Source organism: Bacillus sp. RZ2MS9, from assembly GCF_001816185.2.
GTDB classification, from domain to species: domain Bacteria; phylum Bacillota; class Bacilli; order Bacillales; family Bacillaceae_G; genus Bacillus_A; species Bacillus_A cereus.
Genome location: NZ_CP049978.1, coordinates 4,445,057 through 4,465,097, shown reverse-complemented (window position 1 = coordinate 4,465,097; position 20,041 = coordinate 4,445,057). Strand labels below are relative to the sequence as shown.

Here is a 20,041-nt window from a genome sequence, read left to right as displayed (position 1 = left end):
GAGAGTCTTAAGGGCTCTCCTTTGTTATGTGTTACATCTTATTATCGTTAATTTCTTTTGTAATCTTATTTATGTCTTTGTCTAATCGATCTAAATAGAAAAACCACAGTAAACTTATGAACACGTAATAGATGGCCATCACGCCAAGATTATCATATATATTTTCGAATGTGGATTTAGTAGTGAAAAAAGCTCCCCAAATGATAGAAATAGTGAGGTAAGAAAGTGGGCCTATGAGGTGTACGAAAGCATATAGTACCTTTTTAACTTTTACAGCGTTCATATGAAAAACCTCCTTTTTCTAATCATACATTCAAGTTCTTCACAGAAGTGTTGTAGTTTTGCTGGATTATGTATTAACAAGCGTGCATCGTGTTTCCCGATAAATCTTCGAATCCGAAAGTTTAATAAGAAAGATCGACCATAACGCTCTATTAAATCGTTGAACGCTGGTTGTTCACTTAGTAGCTGAATGTTTTCTCTAATTTCGAACTGTCTTTCGTGTGGATCGCCTAGTAAAATATTTAGAATCATTTGTAGAAGTAGCAATGTAGATCTCCTCCTATGTTAGAATAATCTGTATATTATAATTATAACAAAACTATAAGGACAATAGTAGGATGAAACAAAAAACAGGAGTTTGTAGGCTCCTGTTTTTGTCGATACTATTTTAATAAGCGAAGCGCCTTCTCCGTATTAGCGAAATGCAGTTTCACAAACTCGGGTAATCGTTCTTTACCAAGCTTTTGAATTAATTTAGCAGCAGCGATATCAACTTGTTTACCAGCACCTTTCGGAAGTGGCATACCAGCTTTTTTACTTAGTTCGTCAAACTGTTTTACGAATGAGTAGCGAGCTAAAATAGAAGCAGCGGCTACTGCTAAATGGACGCTTTCACCTTTCGTAGCGAAATAAACATTTTCACGCTGTACCTGTTTTTGTTTTGCTAAATATTTGTAGTATGTATCAGGTTGTGTGAATTGGTCGATTAAGACGCCTTCAGGTTTTGTAGGTGCCATTTTAGCTAATAAGTTTGTAATAGCTTTATTATGTAGTAAAGCTTTTAGCTTACCTTGGTTGTTTCCTTTATCAAATAGCTCGTTATATTTTTCGTTATGAAGGACAAGAGAGCTATAAGGAACAACGTGTAGAAGTTGTTTCGCAATGGCAGTAATTTGATCGTCATTTAAGTTTTTAGAGTCTTTTACACCAAGTTCTTTTAGTAGTGGAATTTGCTTCGCATCCACATATACAGCAACGACTGTCATTGGTCCGAAGAAATCACCAGTACCAACTTCATCAGACCCTACAATAGACATTGTACTGATGGAAGCAGGCGGCGCATAACGGTGTGAATCGACAGATTTTTTTACAGCTGTTTTCGGCGCGTGAGAGACAGTTTGCCAACGAGAAGCTTCTGCTTCAGCGCGGCCTCCTTGGAACATTACTTTTCCAGATTTATACGCTGTAATCGTGCAAGATGGCACCTTTGCCATGAAGATTCCGCCTTGTGGAATTTTCGGGCTAAGTGAATGTTTATATTGTTGTTTCATGTCTTCAATTACTGTAGAATTTGTTTGAATTACGATAGAATTTGACATAATGGTCGCCCCTTTTTTTATATTGTTATTTTTATCATATCGGATTGTTCTTTCTGTTTCCATATTATGAAGGTTCATGGTATGATAAACTTTAGGATTCTGTACGTGATTGGAGGCCGGTGAGTTGTCACAACAAAAGGGAAAGAAAAGTCGAATTAATGTAGAAATCTATGGTCAGCAATATTCAGTTGTTGGCGATGAAAGTACAAGTCATATCCGCATGGTAGCAGCGATTGTGGATGATAAAATGCGCGAACTCAATGCCAAGAATCCTTCGCTTGACACGAGTAGACTAGCGGTATTGACGGCGGTAAACGTCATACACGATTACATAAAATTAAAAGAAGAACATGAGAAATTGAAAGAAAGTATGACAAAAAAAGGAATGGAATAACATGATTGATATTATTATCATTTTACTGCTTGTTATGGGATTTTTCCTCGGCTTACGCAGAGGGTTTATTCTGCAACTTGTAAAGTTAACAAGCTTTATTATCGCATACCTTGTTGCATACTGGTACTGTAAAGATTTAGCGCCAGCACTTGCGAAATTTATTCCGTATCCATTTGATAAAAACGTATCTGTTCCAGAATGGATTGATGCAAATAATATTGAGACAGTATTTTATCAAGCGCTTGCGTTTATCATATTGTTTATTATTACAAAAATAGCACTTTCATTACTTGGTAATTTGTTAAATATGTTTGCAGAAATACCGGTTTTAAAGCAAGTAAATGCGTTTGCGGGGGCAATCCTCGGATTTTTAGAAGTATATATTGTTTTGTTTGTCTTAATTATCATTGGAAACATTCTTCCGATTGAACAAGTACAAACACCATTACAAAAATCATCAATTAGCAAAATAATTGTAGACGATACACCGATTCTATCTGAAAAGGTGAAGGAACTATGGCAGACAGGTAGCAGAGTATAACTTCTCTTTTTTCGGAAAGAGAAGTTTTTTTCTATGAAAGAAAGGCGGGGTAATGATGAAAGTAAATAAAAAACAAGTTATCAAATTATTAGAGACAATCGGGCTTTTTATGGAACTAAAGGGTGCGAATCCATTTAAAATATCTGCATTTCGTAAAGCGGCAGCAGCATTAGAAAGTGACGATCGTAGTCTTTCTGAGATTGAAGATTTCACAAAGATTCCGGGCATCGGAAAAGGAACAGCAGCCGTTATTCAAGAATATATAGAATCGGGAACATCTGAAGTATTACAAGAACTTGAAAAAGAAGTACCGAGTAGCTTATTGCCGTTATTAAAACTACCAGGTCTTGGTGGTAAAAAGGTGGCTAAGTTATATAAAGAGCTAGGCGTTATTGATATGGAGACGTTAAAAGCTGCTTGTGAGGAAAATAAAGTACAAGCTTTAGCTGGTTTCGGTAAGAAGACAGAAGAGAAAATATTAGAAGCAATCGATCAAGTAGGCTCTCGTCCAGAGCGTTTACCAATTGCGATGGTATTGCCTATTGCCGGGGAAATAGAGGAGAAATTGTCGAATATTGCTGAAGTAATTCGTTTCTCTCGCGCTGGTAGTTTGCGCCGTGTTCGTGAAACAGTGAAAGATTTAGATTTTATCATTGCAACGACAGAACCAGCAGCGGTACGTGAGCATTTACTACAATTTGATAATATGATTGAAGTAATCGCAAGTGGGGATACGAAAGTTTCTGTTCGTCTTCAATATGAATATGATATTTCAATCGATTTCCGCTTAGTAAAACCAGAAGAGTTTATTACAACACTTCACCATTTCACAGGATCAAAAGACCATAACGTAAAAATGCGTCAAATCGCAAAAGATAAAGGCGAGAAAATTAGTGAGTACGGTGTAGAGAACTTAGAAACAGGTGAAGTGAAAACATTTGAGACTGAAGAAGACTTCTTTGCTCATTTCGGTCTACCATTTATTCCGCCAGAAGTGCGTGAAGATGGAAAAGAAATTGAATTAATTAAAGAGTATCCGAACTTAATTCAGTTTTCCGATATACAAGGTGATTTACATATGCATACAACTTGGAGTGACGGTGCTTTTTCTATTGAAGAAATGGTACAAGCGTGCCGTGCTCGTGGATATAAGTTTATGGCGATTACTGATCACTCGCAATACTTAAAAGTAGCGAATGGTTTAACGAAAGAGCGTCTTCGTGAGCAAGCGAAAGAAATTGAACGTATGAATGAAAAGTATCCAGACATTACAATTTTACGCGGAATTGAAATGGACATTTTACCAGATGCCTCGCTTGATTTTGATGATGAAGTATTAGAAGAATTAGACTATGTCATTGGAGCGATTCACTCTAGCTTCTCACAAGACCGTGAAACGATCATGAAGCGTCTGCGTACTGCACTTGAGAATAAACATGTCACAATGATTGCTCATCCGACAGGACGTCTTCTCGGGCGCCGTGAGGGTTATGATGTAGATACAGATTTATTAATTGAACTCGCAAAAGAGACAAATACAGTTTTAGAATTAAATGCGAATCCGAACCGTCTAGATTTAAGCGCTAAATTATTAAAACAAGCACAAGATGCTGGTGTAAAAGTAGCGATTAATACAGATGCTCATACACTTGAAATGTTAGAAGATATGGAAACAGGTGTAGCAGCAGCACGTAAAGGTTGGATTCAAAAAGATAACGTGATTAACACATGGGATATTGAACGTTTATTAGACTATATTAAACGTAATAAGTAACGCAAGGGGGACCTGCAACATGTTAGAAAGAACGTTGCGTGTATTAGAATACAATAAAGTAAAAGAACAATTACTTGAACATACAGCCTCTTCACTTGGCCGTGACAAAGTGAAGCATTTAGTGCCGAGCACTGATTTTGAAGAAATTGTAGAAATGCAAGATACAACGGATGAAGCAGCGAAAGTTATTCGTTTAAAAGGTAGTGCACCATTAGGTGGTATTACGGATATTCGCTCAAATGTGAAGCGTGCAAAAATTGGGAGTATGTTAAGTCCAAATGAATTACTTGATATTGCGAATACGATGTATGGTAGTCGTAATATGAAACGTTTCATTGAAGATATGGCTGATAACGGTGTCGAGCTTCCGATTTTAGAAACTCACGTCGCTCAAATTGTATCTTTATATGATTTAGAAAAGAAAATTACAAATTGTATCGGTGACGGCGGTGAAGTAGTCGATAGCGCAAGTGATAAATTGCGTGGTATTCGTACTCAAATTCGTACTGCGGAAAGCCGTATTCGTGAAAAATTAGAAAATATGACGCGCTCTTCAAATGCGCAAAAGATGCTGTCTGACTCGATTGTAACGATTCGTAACGAACGTTACGTAATCCCAGTAAAACAAGAATACCGCGGCGTATATGGTGGTATTGTTCACGATCAATCAGCTTCTGGACAAACGTTATTTATTGAACCGCAAGTCATTGTAGAATTAAATAACGCACTGCAAGAAGCTCGTGTGAAAGAGAAACAAGAAGTCGAACGCATCTTATTGATGTTAACAGAAGAAGTGGCAGTAGAAGCCGATATCGTTTTATCAAACGTAGAAGTAGTTGCGAATCTTGATTTCATTTTTGCGAAAGCTTTTTATGCAAAGCGAATTAAAGCAACGAAACCAATCGTAAATAACGAGCGTTATATGGATTTAAGACAAGCTCGCCATCCGCTAATCGATCCAGAAATTATTGTGCCAAATAACATTATGTTAGGTAAAGATTTCACGACAATTGTTATTACAGGACCGAATACAGGTGGTAAAACAGTTACGCTGAAAACAGTTGGTATTTGTGTTTTAATGGCGCAATCTGGTCTTCACATTCCAGTAATGGATGAGTCAGAGATTTGTGTGTTTAAAAATATATTTGCTGATATCGGTGATGAGCAATCGATTGAACAAAGTTTAAGTACGTTCTCCTCACATATGGTGAACATCGTTGATATTTTAGAAAAAGCTGATTTTGAAAGCTTAGTTTTATTCGATGAATTAGGTGCTGGAACAGACCCACAAGAAGGGGCTGCACTAGCAATTTCGATTTTAGATGAAGTATGTAATCGCGGTGCTCGCGTTGTTGCAACGACGCATTATCCAGAATTAAAAGCATACGGATATAACCGTGAGCAAGTTATTAATGCGAGTGTTGAGTTTGATGTAAATACATTAAGTCCAACTTATAAATTATTAATCGGTGTACCAGGACGTAGTAATGCCTTTGAAATTTCGAAACGTCTTGGATTATCTGATCGCGTTATTGACCAAGCACGCAACCACATTAGTACAGATACGAATAAAATTGAAAATATGATTGCGAAGTTAGAAGAAAGCCAGAAGAACGCAGAGCGTGACTGGAACGAAGCAGAAGCACTTCGCAAACAATCTGAAAAACTTCATCGTGAATTACAACGTCAAATCATTGAATTTAACGAAGATCGCGATGAACGATTATTAAAAGCGCAAAAAGAAGGGGAAGAAAAAGTCGAAGCTGCAAAGAAAGAAGCAGAAGGCATTATTCAAGAACTTCGTCAATTGCGTAAAGCACAGCTTGCAAACGTGAAAGATCACGAGTTAATTGAAGCGAAGAGCCGTCTAGAAGGCGCAGCACCAGAGCTTGTTAAGAAACAAAAAGTAAACGTGAAAAACACTGCGCCGAAGCAACAGTTACGTGCAGGTGATGAAGTAAAAGTATTAACGTTCGGTCAAAAAGGTCAATTACTTGAAAAAGTAAGCGATACTGAGTGGAGCGTACAAATCGGTATTCTGAAGATGAAAGTAAAAGAATCTAACATGGAATACATTAACACACCGAAGCAAACAGAGAAAAAAGCAGTTGCAACGGTAAAAGGTAGAGACTATCACGTTTCATTAGAACTTGACCTTCGTGGTGAACGATTTGAAAATGCAATGGCGCGCGTTGAGAAATACTTAGACGATGCCCAGCTTGCAAGCTATCCTCGCGTATCAATTATTCACGGTAAGGGGACAGGAGCACTTCGCCAAGGTGTACAAGATTACTTGAAGAAGCATCGCGGTGTAAAAACCTTCCGTTACGGCGACATGGGCGAGGGAGGCCTAGGCGTAACAGTTGTCGAATTAAAATAGAAAACAACGAAACAAAGGGGAAACCATTATATGTTTATGGACAAACTTGCAAAAGTATTGTTAGCTTGTTGCGGAATATTTTTGGTGATTGGGGTTATTTATTTAGTTGTTTTTGCGAAGTGAAAAAGCGTCAATCGTGGCAGAATTATATTGCCATAGATTGACGCTTTTAATATATGTGAAAAGGAATAGAACATGAAAATCAACCAATACATAAGCGAAGCAAAATCATGCTCCAGACGTGAAACAGATCGCCTCATTAAAGCTGGACGCGTGGCTATTAATGGTGAAATATGTACGCACGGTGAACTTGTGAGCGATGGTGATGTTGTAACGATTGATGGGCAAGTTATTGTAAAAGAAGAGAAAGAAAAGGTGTACATAGCCTTTCATAAACCAGTCGGAATTACTTGTACAGCAGCTGATCATATTGAAGATAATATTATTGATTATATCAATTATCCAGAGCGAATCTTTCCAGTTGGACGATTAGATAAAGCATCGGAAGGACTTATCTTATTAACGAATGACGGCGGCATTGCGAATCGAATTTTACATGGTGATCATGAGCACGAGAAGGAATATGTTGTCACAGTCGATAAACCTTTTACGGACTGGTTTATTGATGAGATGTCCAGCGGTGTAAAGATTAAAGATGGAATGACGAAGCCGTGCAAAGTGACAAGAGTCGATCAATCAACATTTCGTATCGTTTTAACGCAAGGAATGAACAGGCAAATTCGTAGAATGAGTCGAGCTTTCGGGTTTACTGTAATAAAGCTAAAGCGAGTACGCATTATGAATATAGAGCTAAATGAGCTTGAAGTTGGAAAGTGGCGGAGCGTTACAGCTGAAGAGTTAGAAATTTTAATAGGGCAGTTATAGGGAGGGAAAATTTTCTCCCTATATTTTTTTTGTCAGAAAAAATAAAACTATTGATTTTTTAAAAAATAGCCCATATAATAAAAAACAACAAGTTTCGACAAGATATTTTATAAAAGTAATGATGAGGACATGAGTTGTATTTTACGATTCTCAGAGAGGGAAGCCTTAGGCTGTGAGCTTCCTAATACGAAAAGACAAGCTTACCACCTCTAAACTTCAAGAGTGAACTGCATACATGATGCATTGTAATTCTTGGCGGATAAAACCGTTATCAATTTACACGAGCTATAAAATGAGCTTATTTCGTTATAAATTCATTTTATTAGAATAAGGGTGGAACCACGATTTCAACACTCGTCCCTTTGTTAGGGACGGGTGTTTTTTGCGTTCTTTTACGGGGAAGTATGCTTGAAAGAGGATATGTGACGGATTTTAATTCAGAATATTTTGTTAATTTATTATTTTAGGAGGTTAGTAGAAATGAAATCATCTTTAAAGTTTTCGGAGATGTTTGCAATAAGTTTAATGTTATTTGCACTGTTTTTTGGTGCAGGTAATATGATTTTTCCACCAGCGTTAGGGCAAGGTGCTGGAACGGACGTATGGATCGCGCTGTTTGGTTTTATCGTAACAGGCGTTGGACTACCTTTATTAGGAGTAATTGTTATAGCTTTAAAGGGAGATATTAATGAGCTAGCAGGACGTGTACATCCTATATTCGCACTTGTTTTTATCACTGCAATTTATTTATGTTTAGGCGTATTCGTAAGTGTGCCGCGTACAGGAACAGTAGCTTATGAGATGAGTGTTGCACCGTTTTTACCAAGTGAGATAGCTGGTCAGTCATATCCACTTGTTATCTTTACACTTATTTTCTTTGCAGTCACTTTCTATTTAGCTTTAAATCCTTCGAAATTAGTGGGTCGTATTGGTAAGGTGCTAACTCCAATATTATTAGCTGTTATTGCAATTATCGTAGGTAAAGCACTTATTACACCAATTGGAGAATTTGGTGCACCGACAGAAGCGTATAGTGCTCCTCTCTTTAAAGGATTTATTGATGGATATTTAACTTTAGATGGACTTGCAGCACTGGTATTCGGAAATGTTGTAATTCATGCGTTAAAAGAAAAAGGAATTACAAATAAAAACAGTATTGCAAAAGTAACAATCTTTGCAGGATTTATTGCAGCGCTTGGTCTACTACTTGTGTATTTAGCACTTGCTTATCTTGGAGCTTCTAGTGTGTCACTTGGAATGGGCGCAAACGGAGGAATTATTTTAACAAATGTCGTGAATCATTTATTTGGTAGCTACGGAACTTTATTACTAGGGATCGCAATTACAGCAGCATGTTTAACAACTTCTGTAGGTATTGTTGCAGCTTGTGGTGATTACTTCTCTTCCTTATTACCAAAGCTTTCTTATCAAAAAGTCGTTTTCATTTTCTGTGTATTAGCATTTATGGTAGCAAACCTTGGGTTAACTCAGTTAAATGCATTAGCGTTACCAATCTTAATCGCAATTTATCCAATTGGAATCGTACTTATCGTATTATCACTTGTTGAAAACTATGTTCGTCTTCCATTAGCGATGTATGTGGGCGGGATTGTAGGAGCATTTGCAATAAGTTTCTTTGATGGATTACACAATGCAAACCTTCAAATTGCAGCGCTAGCACCTATTTTAGATAAGATTCCATTATATAGTGTAGGAATTGGTTGGTTAGTTCCAGGCATAATCGGTATAGGATTTGGTTATATAGTTTCTAAGTTTCAAAAGCAGGAAATTGCTGTAGAAAAATAGAGAAAAGAGGCTTTCTATAATAGAAAGTCTCTTTTTTTGTAAAAAAAGCCGCATATAGAGAAATTTAGATATTAAAAATTTTATACGTAATATAGTTGACAAAAAATTTATGAGTAGGCTAAGATTGACTTAGTTGTGGAAATATTGGAAGGGAAGTGAGGGAAAAGGGGTTTCTATAACTATAGTGTTGTTATGGGAAGAGGTGAAAGAAGAGGAGAAGAGATAGTTTATTTTTTTGATTTGCATTGAGAATGATAATCAATAAATACGTTGTATCGTTTTTTCTCAGTTTCTATGCCTTCGTATAAGGAATAGGGTGAGATATTATTTTTAATATTAAATGAGAATGATAATCAATAATACTTATGTTACATAAAAGAATGCTAATTAAATAATAGGTAGAAGAGATTATTTTTTTTCTTATAAATTGAGAATAATTATCATTTTCAAAAAGTGAAATGAAAGATAACCAAGGAGGAAACAAGAAAAATGAAAAAGGTTTCTGTATTACCCGCTTTTATTATAACGTTCGTATGTATGTTAGCTTTTCTTGTAATGCCATACGGGAATGCATCAGCAAAACTAGCTGATGGTACTTACGATATTAATTACGTAATTCAAAAAGCGGAAAATGATTCAGCTTCAATGGCAAATGACTATTTTGAAAAGCCAGCAAAATTAATAGTGAAAAACGGTGAGATGAGAGTACAAGTTCCGATGAATCATAGTGCTTGGATTACAGAATTTAAAGCACCAGAGAACGGGAATTTTGTTGATGCGAAAGTTGTTAGTAAAGATGAATCGGCAGATAAAAGAACAGTAGAGTTTAAAGTAGATGATTTATCCAAACCGGCAGCTGTAAAAATTCATGTTGTTGTACCAAATGCAAACTATGACCACCACTACACAATTCGTTTTGCATTTGATGCAAATGTAAAAGCTGTAGGTGGCGATAACGGCGTAGCTGCTACAACAAAAAATAATGATCAAGCGAAAACAGATACACAAGTAAAAGAAGAGAAAACAAAAGTAGAGAGTAAGGAAACAGCTAAAGAAGTGAACAAAGAAACAAAAAATGAAAATGGAAAAGCTGAAAAAACAGATAACCCAAAAACAGGCGATGAAGCACGTATTGGATTATTTGTAGCGTTAATTCTTATTTCAGGTGCTTTCTTAATTCGTAAAGTGAAGTTGAGTAAATAAATCTTTTGAAGGGTGATGAATATATGTTTAAACAATTTAAAATGATTATTGCCGTATTTGCTGTTTTATTTACGTTTATCGCAACACTAGGTTTACAAGATGCAAAGGCTGCTACAAAACTAGCTGATGGAAAATATAATATTGCTTTTACTGTATGGAAAGGCGATAAAGATGAATCGTCTAGAATGAATAGTTATTTTGAAAGCCCAGCAACATTAACAGTTAAAAATGGAAAACAATATGTTTCATTTAAAGTGAAAGATAGTGCTTCTATTAAAAGTTTCCAAGTAGAAAAAGATGGTCAATTTGTAGAAACAAACGTGTTAAGTGAAAACAAAAAAGATAATACTAGAGTAGTAGAATTTGAAGTTGCTGACTTGTCAAAAAAACTAAATGGAAAGGTGAAAATTAATATTCCAATTATTAATTATAATGCTTCATATGATATTCGCTTTGTATTTGATGGGAGCAGTATTAAATAATTTTCAAAAGGGAGAGTCGTTCCATTGAACAGGTATACAAAAATTATTGTTGCTATGTTTTTAATGATATTTACATTCGTATCAACATTACAACCACTTGCAGTTCAAGCAGCTACCAAGTTGGCTGACGGTGAATATTCAATTGGGTTCAAAGTTTTAAAAGATACATCAGATGAAGAATCGATGATGAATCAATATTCAGTAAGCCCAGGGACTTTAAAAGTGAAGGATGGGAAAAAGAAAGTATCCTTTACATTAACGAATAGTTCATGGATTACGAAGTTTGAAACAGAAAAAGCAGGTAAGCTAGTTGCGACAAATGTAATTAGTGAAGATAAAGAAAAAGATACAAGAGTAGTAGAATTTGATGTAGAAGATGCAGAGAAGGTATTAAATGCAAAAGTAAAAGTAGATATTGATTTTTTAAATTATCATCATGAGTACGACGTTCGTATTGCATTTGATCAAAATAGTATTACACCAATTCATGTGGAACAACCAAATGAAAAAGAGGACCCAGCTAATAAGCCAGATCCAAATGAAAAACCGGATCCAAGTCAGAAGCCCGACCAAAAGCCTGACCCAGATCAACAACCAAATTCTAACACAATTACAGATGGTGCGTACAGCATTCCATTTAAAGTGTTAAAAGATCAAACAGATGAAGAATCTAAGATGAATACTTACATGGTAAATCCAGGAGTATTAAAAGTAGAAAACGGTAAGAAAAAAGCAATTGTAACATTAAAAAGTAGCTCATTAATTAAAAATTTCCAAACGGAAAAAGATGGCGCATTTGTTGATGCAAAAGTAGTGAGTGAGGATAAGGAAAAAGATACAAGAGTAGTAGAGTTTGAAGTAAACGATTTATCTAAAAAACTAAATACAAAAGTATTTATCGAAATGGCATCAAGAAATTATAAGCAAACGCATGATGTACAACTTTTATTTGAACAAGATAAACTTGAACAAATTAAAAATGAAGAGAAACAACCAGAAGTAGAAAAACCAGAAGCAGAAAAACCAGAAGCAGAAAAACCGGAAGTAGAAAAACCAGAAGCAGAAAAACCGGAAGTAGAAAAACCAGAAGTAGAAAAACCAGATGAAAATAAAAAACCAGATGCTGAAACAATTAAAGATGGTGAATACAGCATCAATTTCAAAGCATTAAAAGATCAAACAGACGAAATTTCAATGATGAACACATATACAAAAAGTCCAGGTGTGCTAAAAGTAAAAGATGGTAAGAAGTATGTATCATTTACGTTAACGAACAGTTCTTGGATTACAAAATTTGAATTTGAGAAAAATGGTTCGTTTGTTGATGCACATGTAATAAGTGAAGATAAAAAAGCTGATACACGCGTAGTGGAAGTAGAAGTACCAGATTTATCAAAAAAGTTAAATGCAAAAGTAAAAGTAGATATCGATTCAATGAATTATCACCATTTTTACGATATTCAATTTGCATTTGATAAAGGTAGCATTAAGCCGTTAGATAGCCAAGGCGGAAACAACAACCAAGGCGGAAACGACAACCAAGGTGGAAACGACAACCAAGGCGGAAACGACAACCAAGGCGGAAACGACAACCAGGGCGGAAACGACAACCAAGGTGGAAACAACAACCAAGATGAAAATAATAAACCGAGAGTAATAGTTGATCCGGAAAATTTAGTAGATGGCCAATATGATATTACATTTAAAGTATTAAAAGATAAAACAGATGAGATTTCAAAGATGAATGACTATGTTGTAAATCCAGCGAAATTAATCGTAAAAGATGGTAAAAAATATATTGAGATGACGCTGAAAAATAGTGCGTGGATTACGAAATTCCAAACGGAAAACAATGAACTATTCGCTGATGCGAAAGTAGTAAGCGAAGATAAAAATGCAAATACGCGAGTAGTACAGTTTGAAGTAGAAGATCTATTTAAAAAATTAAACGCAAAAGTAAAGGTAGACATCGATGAGATGAACTACCATCATTTCTACGATGTACAAATTCGATTTGATACAAATAATATCGGCGCGTTAGGAACTATTAAAGAGGAACCGAAAAATGAACCGAAAAATCCAGTGACTACACCGAAAGTAGATAATGTAAAAACAGTAGGTACTCCTGATTTTAATCGAAATGCAGATGGTCACAAGAAAAAAGAAGATACAAAAAATGATTCGAAAAAAGAGAAAAACTCAAAAACTGCAGATACAGCACAACTTGGTTTATACATGGTGTTACTGCTAGGTTCACTTGCTTTACTAGTTCGTAAATATAGAGCAGGTAGATTGTAATTTTTGGAGTCTTGATGCATGTTCGCGTGCATCAAGACTTGTTTCATATTGTATGGAAAGGAGTGGTGATTGAGAGTGAAGAAAATTGCAAGTGTACTAATGGCTATCATTTTGTTAATGAGTATAGCCGGGTGCTCATCACCAAAAAAAGAATCAGCAAAGCAGGTAAAGAGTGAAAGTAAAGAGCGCGTCGTTGCAACAACAGTGGCTGTTACTGAAATTATGGATGCGTTAGAAGTAGATTTAGTCGGCGTTCCAACAAGTTCTAAAACTTTACCGAAGCGATATAAAGGTTTACCTGAAGTTGGGAATCCAATGAGTCCAGATATGGAAAAGGTAAAGTCATTAAAGCCTTCAGAAGTGTTATCTGTGACAACACTTGAATATGAATTAAAGCCAGTTTTTGATGGTGTGGGTATGAAAGCAAACTTTTTAGATTTAACGAGTTTGAAAAATATGCAAAGTTCTATTAGCGATTTAGGTAAGAAATATGGGCGTGAAAAACAGGCCGAAGCAGTAGTAACTAAATTAGATAAAAAGGTTGCTAGCATTCAAAAAGAAGTAAAAGGAAAGAAAGAACCGACAGTGCTTATTTTATTAGGTGTGCCGGGAAGTTATTTAGTAGCAACAGAGCATTCTTATATTGGAGATTTAGTGAAACAAATAGGTGGTAAAAATATTGTGCAAGGTGAACAAGTAGAATATTTAGCTTCTAATACAGAGTATTTAAAGAAAGCTGATCCAGATATTATTTTACGAGCAGCTCATGGTATGCCTGATGAAGTTGTAAAAATGTTTGATAAAGAATTTAAAACAAATGATATTTGGAAACACTTTGCTGCGGTTAAAAATAACCGTGTTTACGATTTAGAAGAGCGTTTATTTGGAACGACAGGTAATTTAGCAGCAATTGAAGCATTAGATGAATTGAAAAAAATGATGTATCCGTGATGCATTTTAATATAAAGGAAGAGTAGAATGAATAAAAAAACTTGGAGTTTCCTCATTGTTACTGCATTGCTTATTGTTATGACATCATTGTCAGCGATGAAAGGTAGTTTAGAAGTAGGTATTGTTGAACTTGTACAAGGGATATTTACAGGTGGAAATGAAGATGTTGAAGTCATTAAAGATTTACGTTTTCCGCGTATTATTATTGCGTTGTTCACTGGAGCGGCTCTCGCTGTTTCAGGTGTGCTTTTTCAAGCTGTTATGAAAAATCCACTCGCTGATGCTGGGGTAATCGGTATATCTTCAGGAGCAAGTTTTATGACACTCGTTATTATTACGTTGTTCCCGCAATTCTTTTTCTGGACACCCGTATTCGCCTTTTTAGGTGGTGCGCTTGCATGTTATCTCGTTTATTCGTTTTCATGGAAATCAGGATTAAGCCCGCTTCGCATTATTTTAATTGGTATTGCCATTAATGCAATGTTTACTGGATTAAATGAATCATTCGTTACGATTTGTGGATATTTTATTAAGAGTATTAAGCAAACGACGACTTCTAACATAACAATGAAGACGTGGGGCGATGTAGAAATAATGGTGACTTATGGAACGATTGGTCTTATTCTTGCTCTGTTCGTAGGAGCTTGGTGTAACTTATTATCGCTACAAGATAAGACTGCGAAAAACTTAGGCTTGCACGTGACGAGAGTTCGTCTTATTATTTCTGCCATTGCAGTACTCTTAGCGGCAGTATCAACAGCGATTGCAGGTGTTATTGCTTTTGTAGGATTACTAGTTCCGCATATTTCAAGACAATTAGTCGGTTCAGACCATAAAGTATTAATTCCATTTTCTGCTCTTGCAGGGGCGTTATTAATTTTGACGGCAGATACGATTGGAAGGTTAATTGTGCCACCTAACGAAATTCCAGCAGCAACAATTATGGCGGTTATTGGTGGTCCATTCTTAATATTCTTGCTTGGAAAGAGTGATAAAGTTCATGGAAATTAAAAATGTAACCTTTTCATACGATAACATAACAAATCGATTAAAGTCTGTTAGTAGTGAAATAGAAATTGGGAAAATTACAACAATCATTGGACCGAATGGATGTGGGAAATCAACATTACTTAGTGTCATGTCTAGAAACCACGCTCCTAGCAGTGGAGAAGTAATACTTGATGGGAAAGCGATTAGTGAATATAAACCGAAAGAGTTTGCTAGAAAACTAGCGGTTGTCCATCAACAAAATGAGGCTCCAGCAGATATTACAGTGGAAAAGCTAATAAGCTTCGGGCGTATGCCATATAAAAATATATTCTCTCCGCAAACAGATGAAGATAGAGAAGCGATTGAGCGTGCGCTAGTATGTACGAATTTACAAAGTAAGCGTGATAAGCCAATTTATGCTTTATCTGGTGGAGAGAGGCAGCGAGTTTGGATCGCAATGACATTAGCTCAAAATACACCAATGCTCTTCTTAGATGAGCCGACCACATATTTAGATATTTACTATCAGCTAGAAATATTAGAGTTAGTGAAAGAGTTAAATGAAGTGCATGGACTAACGATTGTAATGGTATTACATGATATTAATCAAGCCATTCGTTATAGCGACCATATTATCGTTATGAAAGATGGAGAAATCATTACGAAAGGTAATCCTAATGATGTAATAACAGAAGAAATGATTAAAGCAATATATGGTGTAGATGTCATTGTAAAGCAGGATGAAGATACCGGATTGTACATGGTACCTATGGGAATCTAAAGGCTGAGCATAATCCGTTTTGAGGTGATAATTTGAATAGTAAGAAAGGACGGAAAAAGAATTCTTTTTTTCAACGCATACTTACAATTGTGTTTTTAGGAATCTTTTTCTATTCAATGTATGAGTTGGGCGGGATTTTCATGGATTATTATGAAAATCGTAAAGTAATGGCTGAGGCACAACATATTTATAAAAGAAGTCCAATGGAAGAAAAATCAGAAGATGGAGAGGTACGTAAACAGTTTCAGGATCTCCAGAAAATTAATCCAGAGATAGTCGGATGGATTACGATGGATGATACACAAATTAATTATCCAATCGTTCAAGCAAAAGATAATGATTACTATTTATTTCGTAATTATAAAGGTGAAGATATGAGAGCGGGAAGCATTTTTATGGACCATCGTAATGATGTGAAATCTCAAAATCGAAATACGATTTTATATGGCCATCGTATGAAAGACGGTTCTATGTTTGGTAGTTTAAAAAAGATGTTGGATGAAGACTTTTTTATGTCTCATCGTAAATTATATTACGATACATTATTTGAAGGATACGACGTGGAAGTTTTTTCAGTATACACGACAACAACGGACTTTTATTACATTGAAACGGATTTTGAAAATGATGCAGCATATACATCGTTCTTAAAGGAAATTCAAGAAAAATCACTGTACAAAACGGATACGGAATTGACGGCTAATGATGAAATCGTAACACTTTCTACTTGTGACTATGCGCTTGATTCAGAGGCTGGAAGGCTAGTTGTACACGCAAAATTAATAAAAAGAAATTAAAGAAAAAAGTATAGAATATGAGAAGTGATAGATAACGCTTCTCATATTCTATACTTTAAAAAAGGACTGTTTTTACTGTGCTGCAGCCATTGGCATACGTACAACTTTTACATCATAGTAAGCAATTTTATTATCAAGAATATATTCTGGCATTCCGCCTTGATGTGAGTGAGCATCTTTAAATGCAGCGCTCTTTGTCCAACCTTGGAAATCTTCTTTTGCATTCCAGCGAGTGCTAATTGTTACTTCATCATAATCAACTGTATTTTGCGTTAAAAGAACTTCTAGACCTAAAAAGCCTGGCATCGTTTCAACTTTACCTACTTTATTAAAACGCTCAATTAATTTATGTCCATTTCCCTTTGTAATTTTAGCTGTATTTGTAACAATAATCATGTTTATTCCTCCTATAAATGTAGCTATATTTTCAAGAACTCATATACATAAAATGATAATGAAAATCATTATCAATGTCAATGGTAAATGTGAAATATAAAAGTTTTTTATATTATGTTGGACAGTAAGATTTCCAGTTCAAAATGTAGTAAATATGTGGCAGTTAAGCGAGAGAATGAGCGAGTTGTACTAGCAAAGCAATAATATGGTATAGTGAAACGAGGCTGTTTTTTCAGTCTCGTTTTTTAAATGCTTCCTGTAGAGAAAGCATGCAAATGGAAAGGAAGTTATTATATGCGATCAGAAGTAACTGTAAAAATAAAACCGAAATTTATAAAAGAAATTAAAAGTGGATATCCGCTTATTTTAAAAGATGCGATTCAAAATTTAAATGATGTTCGTGAAGAAGGAACAATCATTAAAGTAGTAGATGAGAAGAACCAATTTATCGGAAAAGGCTATTATGGAAAACAAAATAAAGGGTACGGCTGGATTTTAACGAGAAAAGAGAGTGAACAAATTAATCAATCTTTCTTTGAAAGTAAAATCAAATCTGCCTTACATAAACGAAAGCAATTTTACAAATCAAGTGATACGACAGCATTCCGTGTGGTGAATGGTGAAGGTGATGGTCTTGGAGGACTAATTATCGATTATTATGATGGCTATTATGTAGTAAGTTGGTATAGTGAAGGGATTTATACTTTCAGAGATGAGATTATAGCCGCTCTTCAAAAAGTAGCAAACTTTAAAGGTATTTATGAGAAAAAGCGTTTTGATACGAAAGGGAAATATATTGAGGGGGATGATTTCGTAGCAGGAGAGCGCGGCGAGTTCCCACTTATCGTAAAAGAGAACGGTGTAAACTTTGCGGTTTATTTAAATGATGGGGCAATGGTTGGGGTATTTTTAGATCAACGTAACGTTCGAAAACAAATTCGTGATAAATATGCAAAAGGAAGAACAGTGTTAAATATGTTCTCTTATACAGGTGCTTTCTCTGTATTTGCAGCGCTTGGCGGAGCGAGTAAAACGACGAGTGTTGACCTTGCAAATCGTAGTTTAAGTAAAACGATTGAGCAGTTTAGTGTAAATGAAGTTGATTATGAAGCGCAAGATATTATTGTAGAAGATGTATTTCTTTACTTCAAATATGCAGCGAAGAAAAAAATGAAATTTGATATGGTCGTACTTGACCCTCCAAGCTTTGCACGCTCAAAAAAATATACATTTAGTGCAGCAAAAGATTATAAAAATTTATTAAAAGAAACAATTGCTATTACAGAAAATAACGGTATTATCGTTGCTTCTACAAATTGTAGCGCATTCGATATGAAAAAGTTTAAAGGCTTTATCGATACAGCCTTTAAAGAAATGAATGGCAAATATAAAATATTAGAAGAACATTCTTTACCAGAAGATTTCCGTACCATTGATCAATTTAAAGAAGGAGACTACTTAAAAGTAGTTTTCATCGAGAAAATTAAAGGTTAATAAAGAAAAGGAGCTCGAGTTTACTTGAGCTCCTTTTCTTATTGAACGATATTTTGTACTCTACCGACTTGCCCGTCCTGCAATCGCACTTTAATGCCATGCGGATGGGAAGGGGAGTTTGTTAAAATATCTTTTACAATTCCACGTGTTAATTTGCCTGTTCGTTGATCTTGTTTTAATACAATATCAACTTCAAGACCGGGGGCGATATTAGAACGTTTTTGTCCGTTCATTTATACACCTGTACGTCTACGTTGGTTGTTTGTTTTCTTTGTTTGTTGGTTTTGTAATTTTTTTGTTTCTTGGCTTTGATTTTTTGCATTTTGACCATTTCCATTTCCTTGCTTTTTCTTAGCAAGTTGTTCACGCATTAAATCAGCTAAGCTTACTTTTTTGTTTTCTGACATGATAAGTCTCCTTTATATAAAGTTAATTATGAACAATCGTAGTGAATTTCATCATATCATTGTTAAGGAAGGAAGGGAAGTTGGTTTGAAAATTCATATAATTGTTTCCAGTCTGTAGTAGTTACGATACAATTGGATTGTTAACGTTTGTAAAAAGGGGATAGACATATGTCACATCATATTTTATTAGTTGAAGATGATATCTCAATTCAAGAGATGGTGGAAAAGTATTTAATAAAGGAAGGCTTTCAAGTTACGATTGCGTCTGATGGAGAAGAAGGCGTGAACACATATTTAAAAGGTTCATTTGATTTGATTATCCTTGACATTATGATGCCAAAGCTAGATGGCTTAGAGGTTGTACGAATCATTCGAGAAAAAAGTGCAGTTCCGATTTTAATGATGTCGGCAAAAGATACAGATGTTGATAAAGCTGTTGGATTAGGACTTGGAGCAGATGATTACATTTGTAAGCCGTTTTCTATGATTGAATTGGCTGCACGTGTAAAAGCAGGTATTCGGAGGTCTACGAAATACTCGGCTACAGAAACAATAGAAAAAATGATTCAAATTGGTGATTTAACAATTGATCCAATTAATTTTACTGTAGAAAAAAACGGGAAGCCTCTCAAACTTACTTTAAAAGAATTTGAGATTTTAAAGCTATTCGTAAAGAACCAAAATCGTGTATTTACGAAAGCGCAAATATATACGTTAGTTTGGAATGAAGAGTATTACGGTGACGATAACGTTATTAATGTTCATATGAGAAGATTGCGTGAGAAAATCGAAAGTGATCCATCTAATCCAGAATATATTAAAACGCTATGGGGCATCGGCTATAAGCTGGAAGTGATGTAA

Annotated in this window: 21 protein-coding genes and 1 other annotated feature; of the genes, 15 read left to right on the top strand and 6 right to left on the bottom strand. The window is 35.3% G+C overall.

The window, feature by feature from the left end; genetic code table 11:
* Positions 1–31: 31 nt before the first annotated feature.
* The 3 genes from BHV55_RS22760 to rnhC all read right to left on the bottom strand — a co-directional run bounded on the left by BHV55_RS22760 (position 32) and on the right by rnhC (position 1,601).
* Entirely contained in the window at positions 32–283 is a 252-nt protein-coding gene (locus BHV55_RS22760; protein ID WP_070756981.1) for a hypothetical protein, read from the bottom strand.
* A complete protein-coding gene (locus BHV55_RS22755; protein ID WP_000925537.1) occupies positions 280–549 on the bottom strand; it encodes a hypothetical protein in 270 nt (89 codons plus the stop codon). The genes BHV55_RS22760 and BHV55_RS22755 overlap by 4 nt, the downstream gene beginning before the upstream one ends.
* A 116-nt stretch (positions 550–665) precedes the next feature.
* Positions 666–1,601, bottom strand: coding sequence for a ribonuclease HIII (gene rnhC / locus BHV55_RS22750; protein ID WP_000071566.1), 936 nt, complete (start codon positions 1,599–1,601; stop codon positions 666–668).
* A 124-nt stretch (positions 1,602–1,725) separates the two neighbouring features.
* Here rnhC and zapA point away from each other — a divergent pair, with 124 nt between their 5' ends.
* The 13 genes from zapA to srtB all read left to right on the top strand — a co-directional run bounded on the left by zapA (position 1,726) and on the right by srtB (position 16,883).
* The gene (gene zapA / locus BHV55_RS22745; RefSeq protein WP_000082701.1) at positions 1,726–1,995 is read left to right on the top strand and encodes a cell division protein ZapA; all 270 of its coding nucleotides are present in this window, start codon (positions 1,726–1,728) and stop codon (positions 1,993–1,995) included.
* A 1-nt stretch (position 1,996) separates the two neighbouring features.
* Positions 1,997–2,536 (top strand): CvpA family protein, encoded by a 540-nt coding sequence (locus BHV55_RS22740; RefSeq protein ID WP_000565412.1) that lies wholly within the window; start codon positions 1,997–1,999, stop codon positions 2,534–2,536.
* A 55-nt stretch (positions 2,537–2,591) separates the two neighbouring features.
* Positions 2,592–4,310 (top strand): DNA polymerase/3'-5' exonuclease PolX, encoded by a 1,719-nt coding sequence (gene polX, locus BHV55_RS22735; RefSeq protein WP_000867517.1) that lies wholly within the window; start codon positions 2,592–2,594, stop codon positions 4,308–4,310.
* A 19-nt stretch (positions 4,311–4,329) separates the two neighbouring features.
* Positions 4,330–6,690: an endonuclease MutS2 gene (locus BHV55_RS22730; protein WP_000893716.1), complete on the top strand. Its 2,361-nt coding sequence runs from the start codon at positions 4,330–4,332 to the stop codon at positions 6,688–6,690.
* 195 nt (positions 6,691–6,885) lie between these two features.
* Complete coding sequence (locus BHV55_RS22725; RefSeq protein ID WP_000700746.1) at positions 6,886–7,575, top strand: 23S rRNA pseudouridine(2604) synthase RluF; 690 nt, start codon at positions 6,886–6,888, stop codon at positions 7,573–7,575.
* Between the two features lie 109 nt (positions 7,576–7,684).
* Positions 7,685–7,940 (top strand) — a binding site (T-box leader).
* Positions 7,941–8,055: 115 nt separating this feature from the next.
* Positions 8,056–9,381: a branched-chain amino acid transport system II carrier protein BrnQ6 gene (gene brnQ6, locus BHV55_RS22720; RefSeq protein ID WP_000842650.1), complete on the top strand. Its 1,326-nt coding sequence runs from the start codon at positions 8,056–8,058 to the stop codon at positions 9,379–9,381.
* 489 nt (positions 9,382–9,870) lie between these two features.
* Positions 9,871–10,584 (top strand): heme uptake protein IsdC, encoded by a 714-nt coding sequence (isdC, locus tag BHV55_RS22715; RefSeq protein ID WP_000757952.1) that lies wholly within the window; start codon positions 9,871–9,873, stop codon positions 10,582–10,584.
* Between the two features lie 23 nt (positions 10,585–10,607).
* Positions 10,608–11,066 (top strand): NEAT domain-containing protein, encoded by a 459-nt coding sequence (locus BHV55_RS22710; RefSeq protein WP_000476163.1) that lies wholly within the window; start codon positions 10,608–10,610, stop codon positions 11,064–11,066.
* Between the two features lie 24 nt (positions 11,067–11,090).
* Positions 11,091–13,364 (top strand): NEAT domain-containing protein, encoded by a 2,274-nt coding sequence (locus BHV55_RS22705; RefSeq protein ID WP_070756980.1) that lies wholly within the window; start codon positions 11,091–11,093, stop codon positions 13,362–13,364.
* Between the two features lie 69 nt (positions 13,365–13,433).
* Entirely contained in the window at positions 13,434–14,315 is an 882-nt protein-coding gene (gene isdE, locus BHV55_RS22700) for a heme ABC transporter substrate-binding protein IsdE (protein ID WP_070756979.1), read from the top strand.
* 27 nt (positions 14,316–14,342) lie between these two features.
* A complete protein-coding gene (locus tag BHV55_RS22695; RefSeq protein WP_001036847.1) occupies positions 14,343–15,326 on the top strand; it encodes a FecCD family ABC transporter permease in 984 nt (327 codons plus the stop codon).
* Positions 15,316–16,086, top strand: coding sequence for an ABC transporter ATP-binding protein (locus BHV55_RS22690; protein WP_070756978.1), 771 nt, complete (start codon positions 15,316–15,318; stop codon positions 16,084–16,086). Before BHV55_RS22695 ends, BHV55_RS22690 begins: the two co-directional genes overlap by 11 nt.
* A gap of 32 nt (positions 16,087–16,118) precedes the next feature.
* Positions 16,119–16,883: a class B sortase gene (gene srtB / locus BHV55_RS22685; protein ID WP_070756977.1), complete on the top strand. Its 765-nt coding sequence runs from the start codon at positions 16,119–16,121 to the stop codon at positions 16,881–16,883.
* Positions 16,884–16,955: 72 nt separating this feature from the next.
* Here the strand turns inward: srtB and isdG are convergent, their stop codons facing one another.
* The gene (isdG, locus tag BHV55_RS22680; protein ID WP_000587818.1) at positions 16,956–17,279 is read right to left on the bottom strand and encodes a heme oxygenase; all 324 of its coding nucleotides are present in this window, start codon (positions 17,277–17,279) and stop codon (positions 16,956–16,958) included.
* A 294-nt stretch (positions 17,280–17,573) separates the two neighbouring features.
* On the opposite strand from isdG, the gene BHV55_RS22675 reads away from it, so the two are divergent.
* Positions 17,574–18,773, top strand: a complete 1,200-nt coding sequence (locus BHV55_RS22675) for a class I SAM-dependent rRNA methyltransferase (RefSeq protein WP_001255971.1) — start codon at positions 17,574–17,576, stop codon at positions 18,771–18,773.
* A 38-nt stretch (positions 18,774–18,811) separates the two neighbouring features.
* On the opposite strand, the gene BHV55_RS22670 is transcribed toward BHV55_RS22675, so the two are convergent.
* Positions 18,812–19,006, bottom strand: a complete 195-nt coding sequence (locus BHV55_RS22670) for a YwbE family protein (protein ID WP_001014310.1) — start codon at positions 19,004–19,006, stop codon at positions 18,812–18,814.
* Positions 19,007–19,180, bottom strand: a complete 174-nt coding sequence (locus tag BHV55_RS22665) for a hypothetical protein (protein ID WP_001293578.1) — start codon at positions 19,178–19,180, stop codon at positions 19,007–19,009. It lies immediately after the preceding gene.
* Positions 19,181–19,348: 168 nt separating this feature from the next.
* On the opposite strand from BHV55_RS22665, the gene BHV55_RS22660 reads away from it, so the two are divergent.
* Positions 19,349–20,041: a response regulator transcription factor gene (locus BHV55_RS22660; protein WP_000018029.1), complete on the top strand. Its 693-nt coding sequence runs from the start codon at positions 19,349–19,351 to the stop codon at positions 20,039–20,041.

What these genes read in the sequence shown, in the direction of transcription:
- BHV55_RS22760 (WP_070756981.1), bottom strand. Translation starts at nt 283, where the DNA reads ATGAACGCTGTAAAAGTTAAAAAGGTACTATATGCTTTCGTACACCTC.
- BHV55_RS22675 (WP_001255971.1), top strand. Translation starts at nt 17,574, where the DNA reads ATGCGATCAGAAGTAACTGTAAAAATAAAACCGAAATTTATAAAAGAA.
- BHV55_RS22695 (WP_001036847.1), top strand. Translation starts at nt 14,343, where the DNA reads ATGAATAAAAAAACTTGGAGTTTCCTCATTGTTACTGCATTGCTTATT.
- brnQ6 (WP_000842650.1), top strand. Translation starts at nt 8,056, where the DNA reads ATGAAATCATCTTTAAAGTTTTCGGAGATGTTTGCAATAAGTTTAATG.
- BHV55_RS22690 (WP_070756978.1), top strand. Translation starts at nt 15,316, where the DNA reads ATGGAAATTAAAAATGTAACCTTTTCATACGATAACATAACAAATCGA.
- BHV55_RS22660 (WP_000018029.1), top strand. Translation starts at nt 19,349, where the DNA reads ATGTCACATCATATTTTATTAGTTGAAGATGATATCTCAATTCAAGAG.
- polX (WP_000867517.1), top strand. Translation starts at nt 2,592, where the DNA reads ATGAAAGTAAATAAAAAACAAGTTATCAAATTATTAGAGACAATCGGG.
- isdC (WP_000757952.1), top strand. Translation starts at nt 9,871, where the DNA reads ATGAAAAAGGTTTCTGTATTACCCGCTTTTATTATAACGTTCGTATGT.
- BHV55_RS22740 (WP_000565412.1), top strand. Translation starts at nt 1,997, where the DNA reads ATGATTGATATTATTATCATTTTACTGCTTGTTATGGGATTTTTCCTC.
- BHV55_RS22730 (WP_000893716.1), top strand. Translation starts at nt 4,330, where the DNA reads ATGTTAGAAAGAACGTTGCGTGTATTAGAATACAATAAAGTAAAAGAA.
- isdG (WP_000587818.1), bottom strand. Translation starts at nt 17,279, where the DNA reads ATGATTATTGTTACAAATACAGCTAAAATTACAAAGGGAAATGGACAT.
- rnhC (WP_000071566.1), bottom strand. Translation starts at nt 1,601, where the DNA reads ATGTCAAATTCTATCGTAATTCAAACAAATTCTACAGTAATTGAAGAC.
- BHV55_RS22670 (WP_001014310.1), bottom strand. Translation starts at nt 19,006, where the DNA reads ATGAACGGACAAAAACGTTCTAATATCGCCCCCGGTCTTGAAGTTGAT.
- BHV55_RS22725 (WP_000700746.1), top strand. Translation starts at nt 6,886, where the DNA reads ATGAAAATCAACCAATACATAAGCGAAGCAAAATCATGCTCCAGACGT.
- BHV55_RS22665 (WP_001293578.1), bottom strand. Translation starts at nt 19,180, where the DNA reads ATGTCAGAAAACAAAAAAGTAAGCTTAGCTGATTTAATGCGTGAACAA.
- BHV55_RS22710 (WP_000476163.1), top strand. Translation starts at nt 10,608, where the DNA reads ATGTTTAAACAATTTAAAATGATTATTGCCGTATTTGCTGTTTTATTT.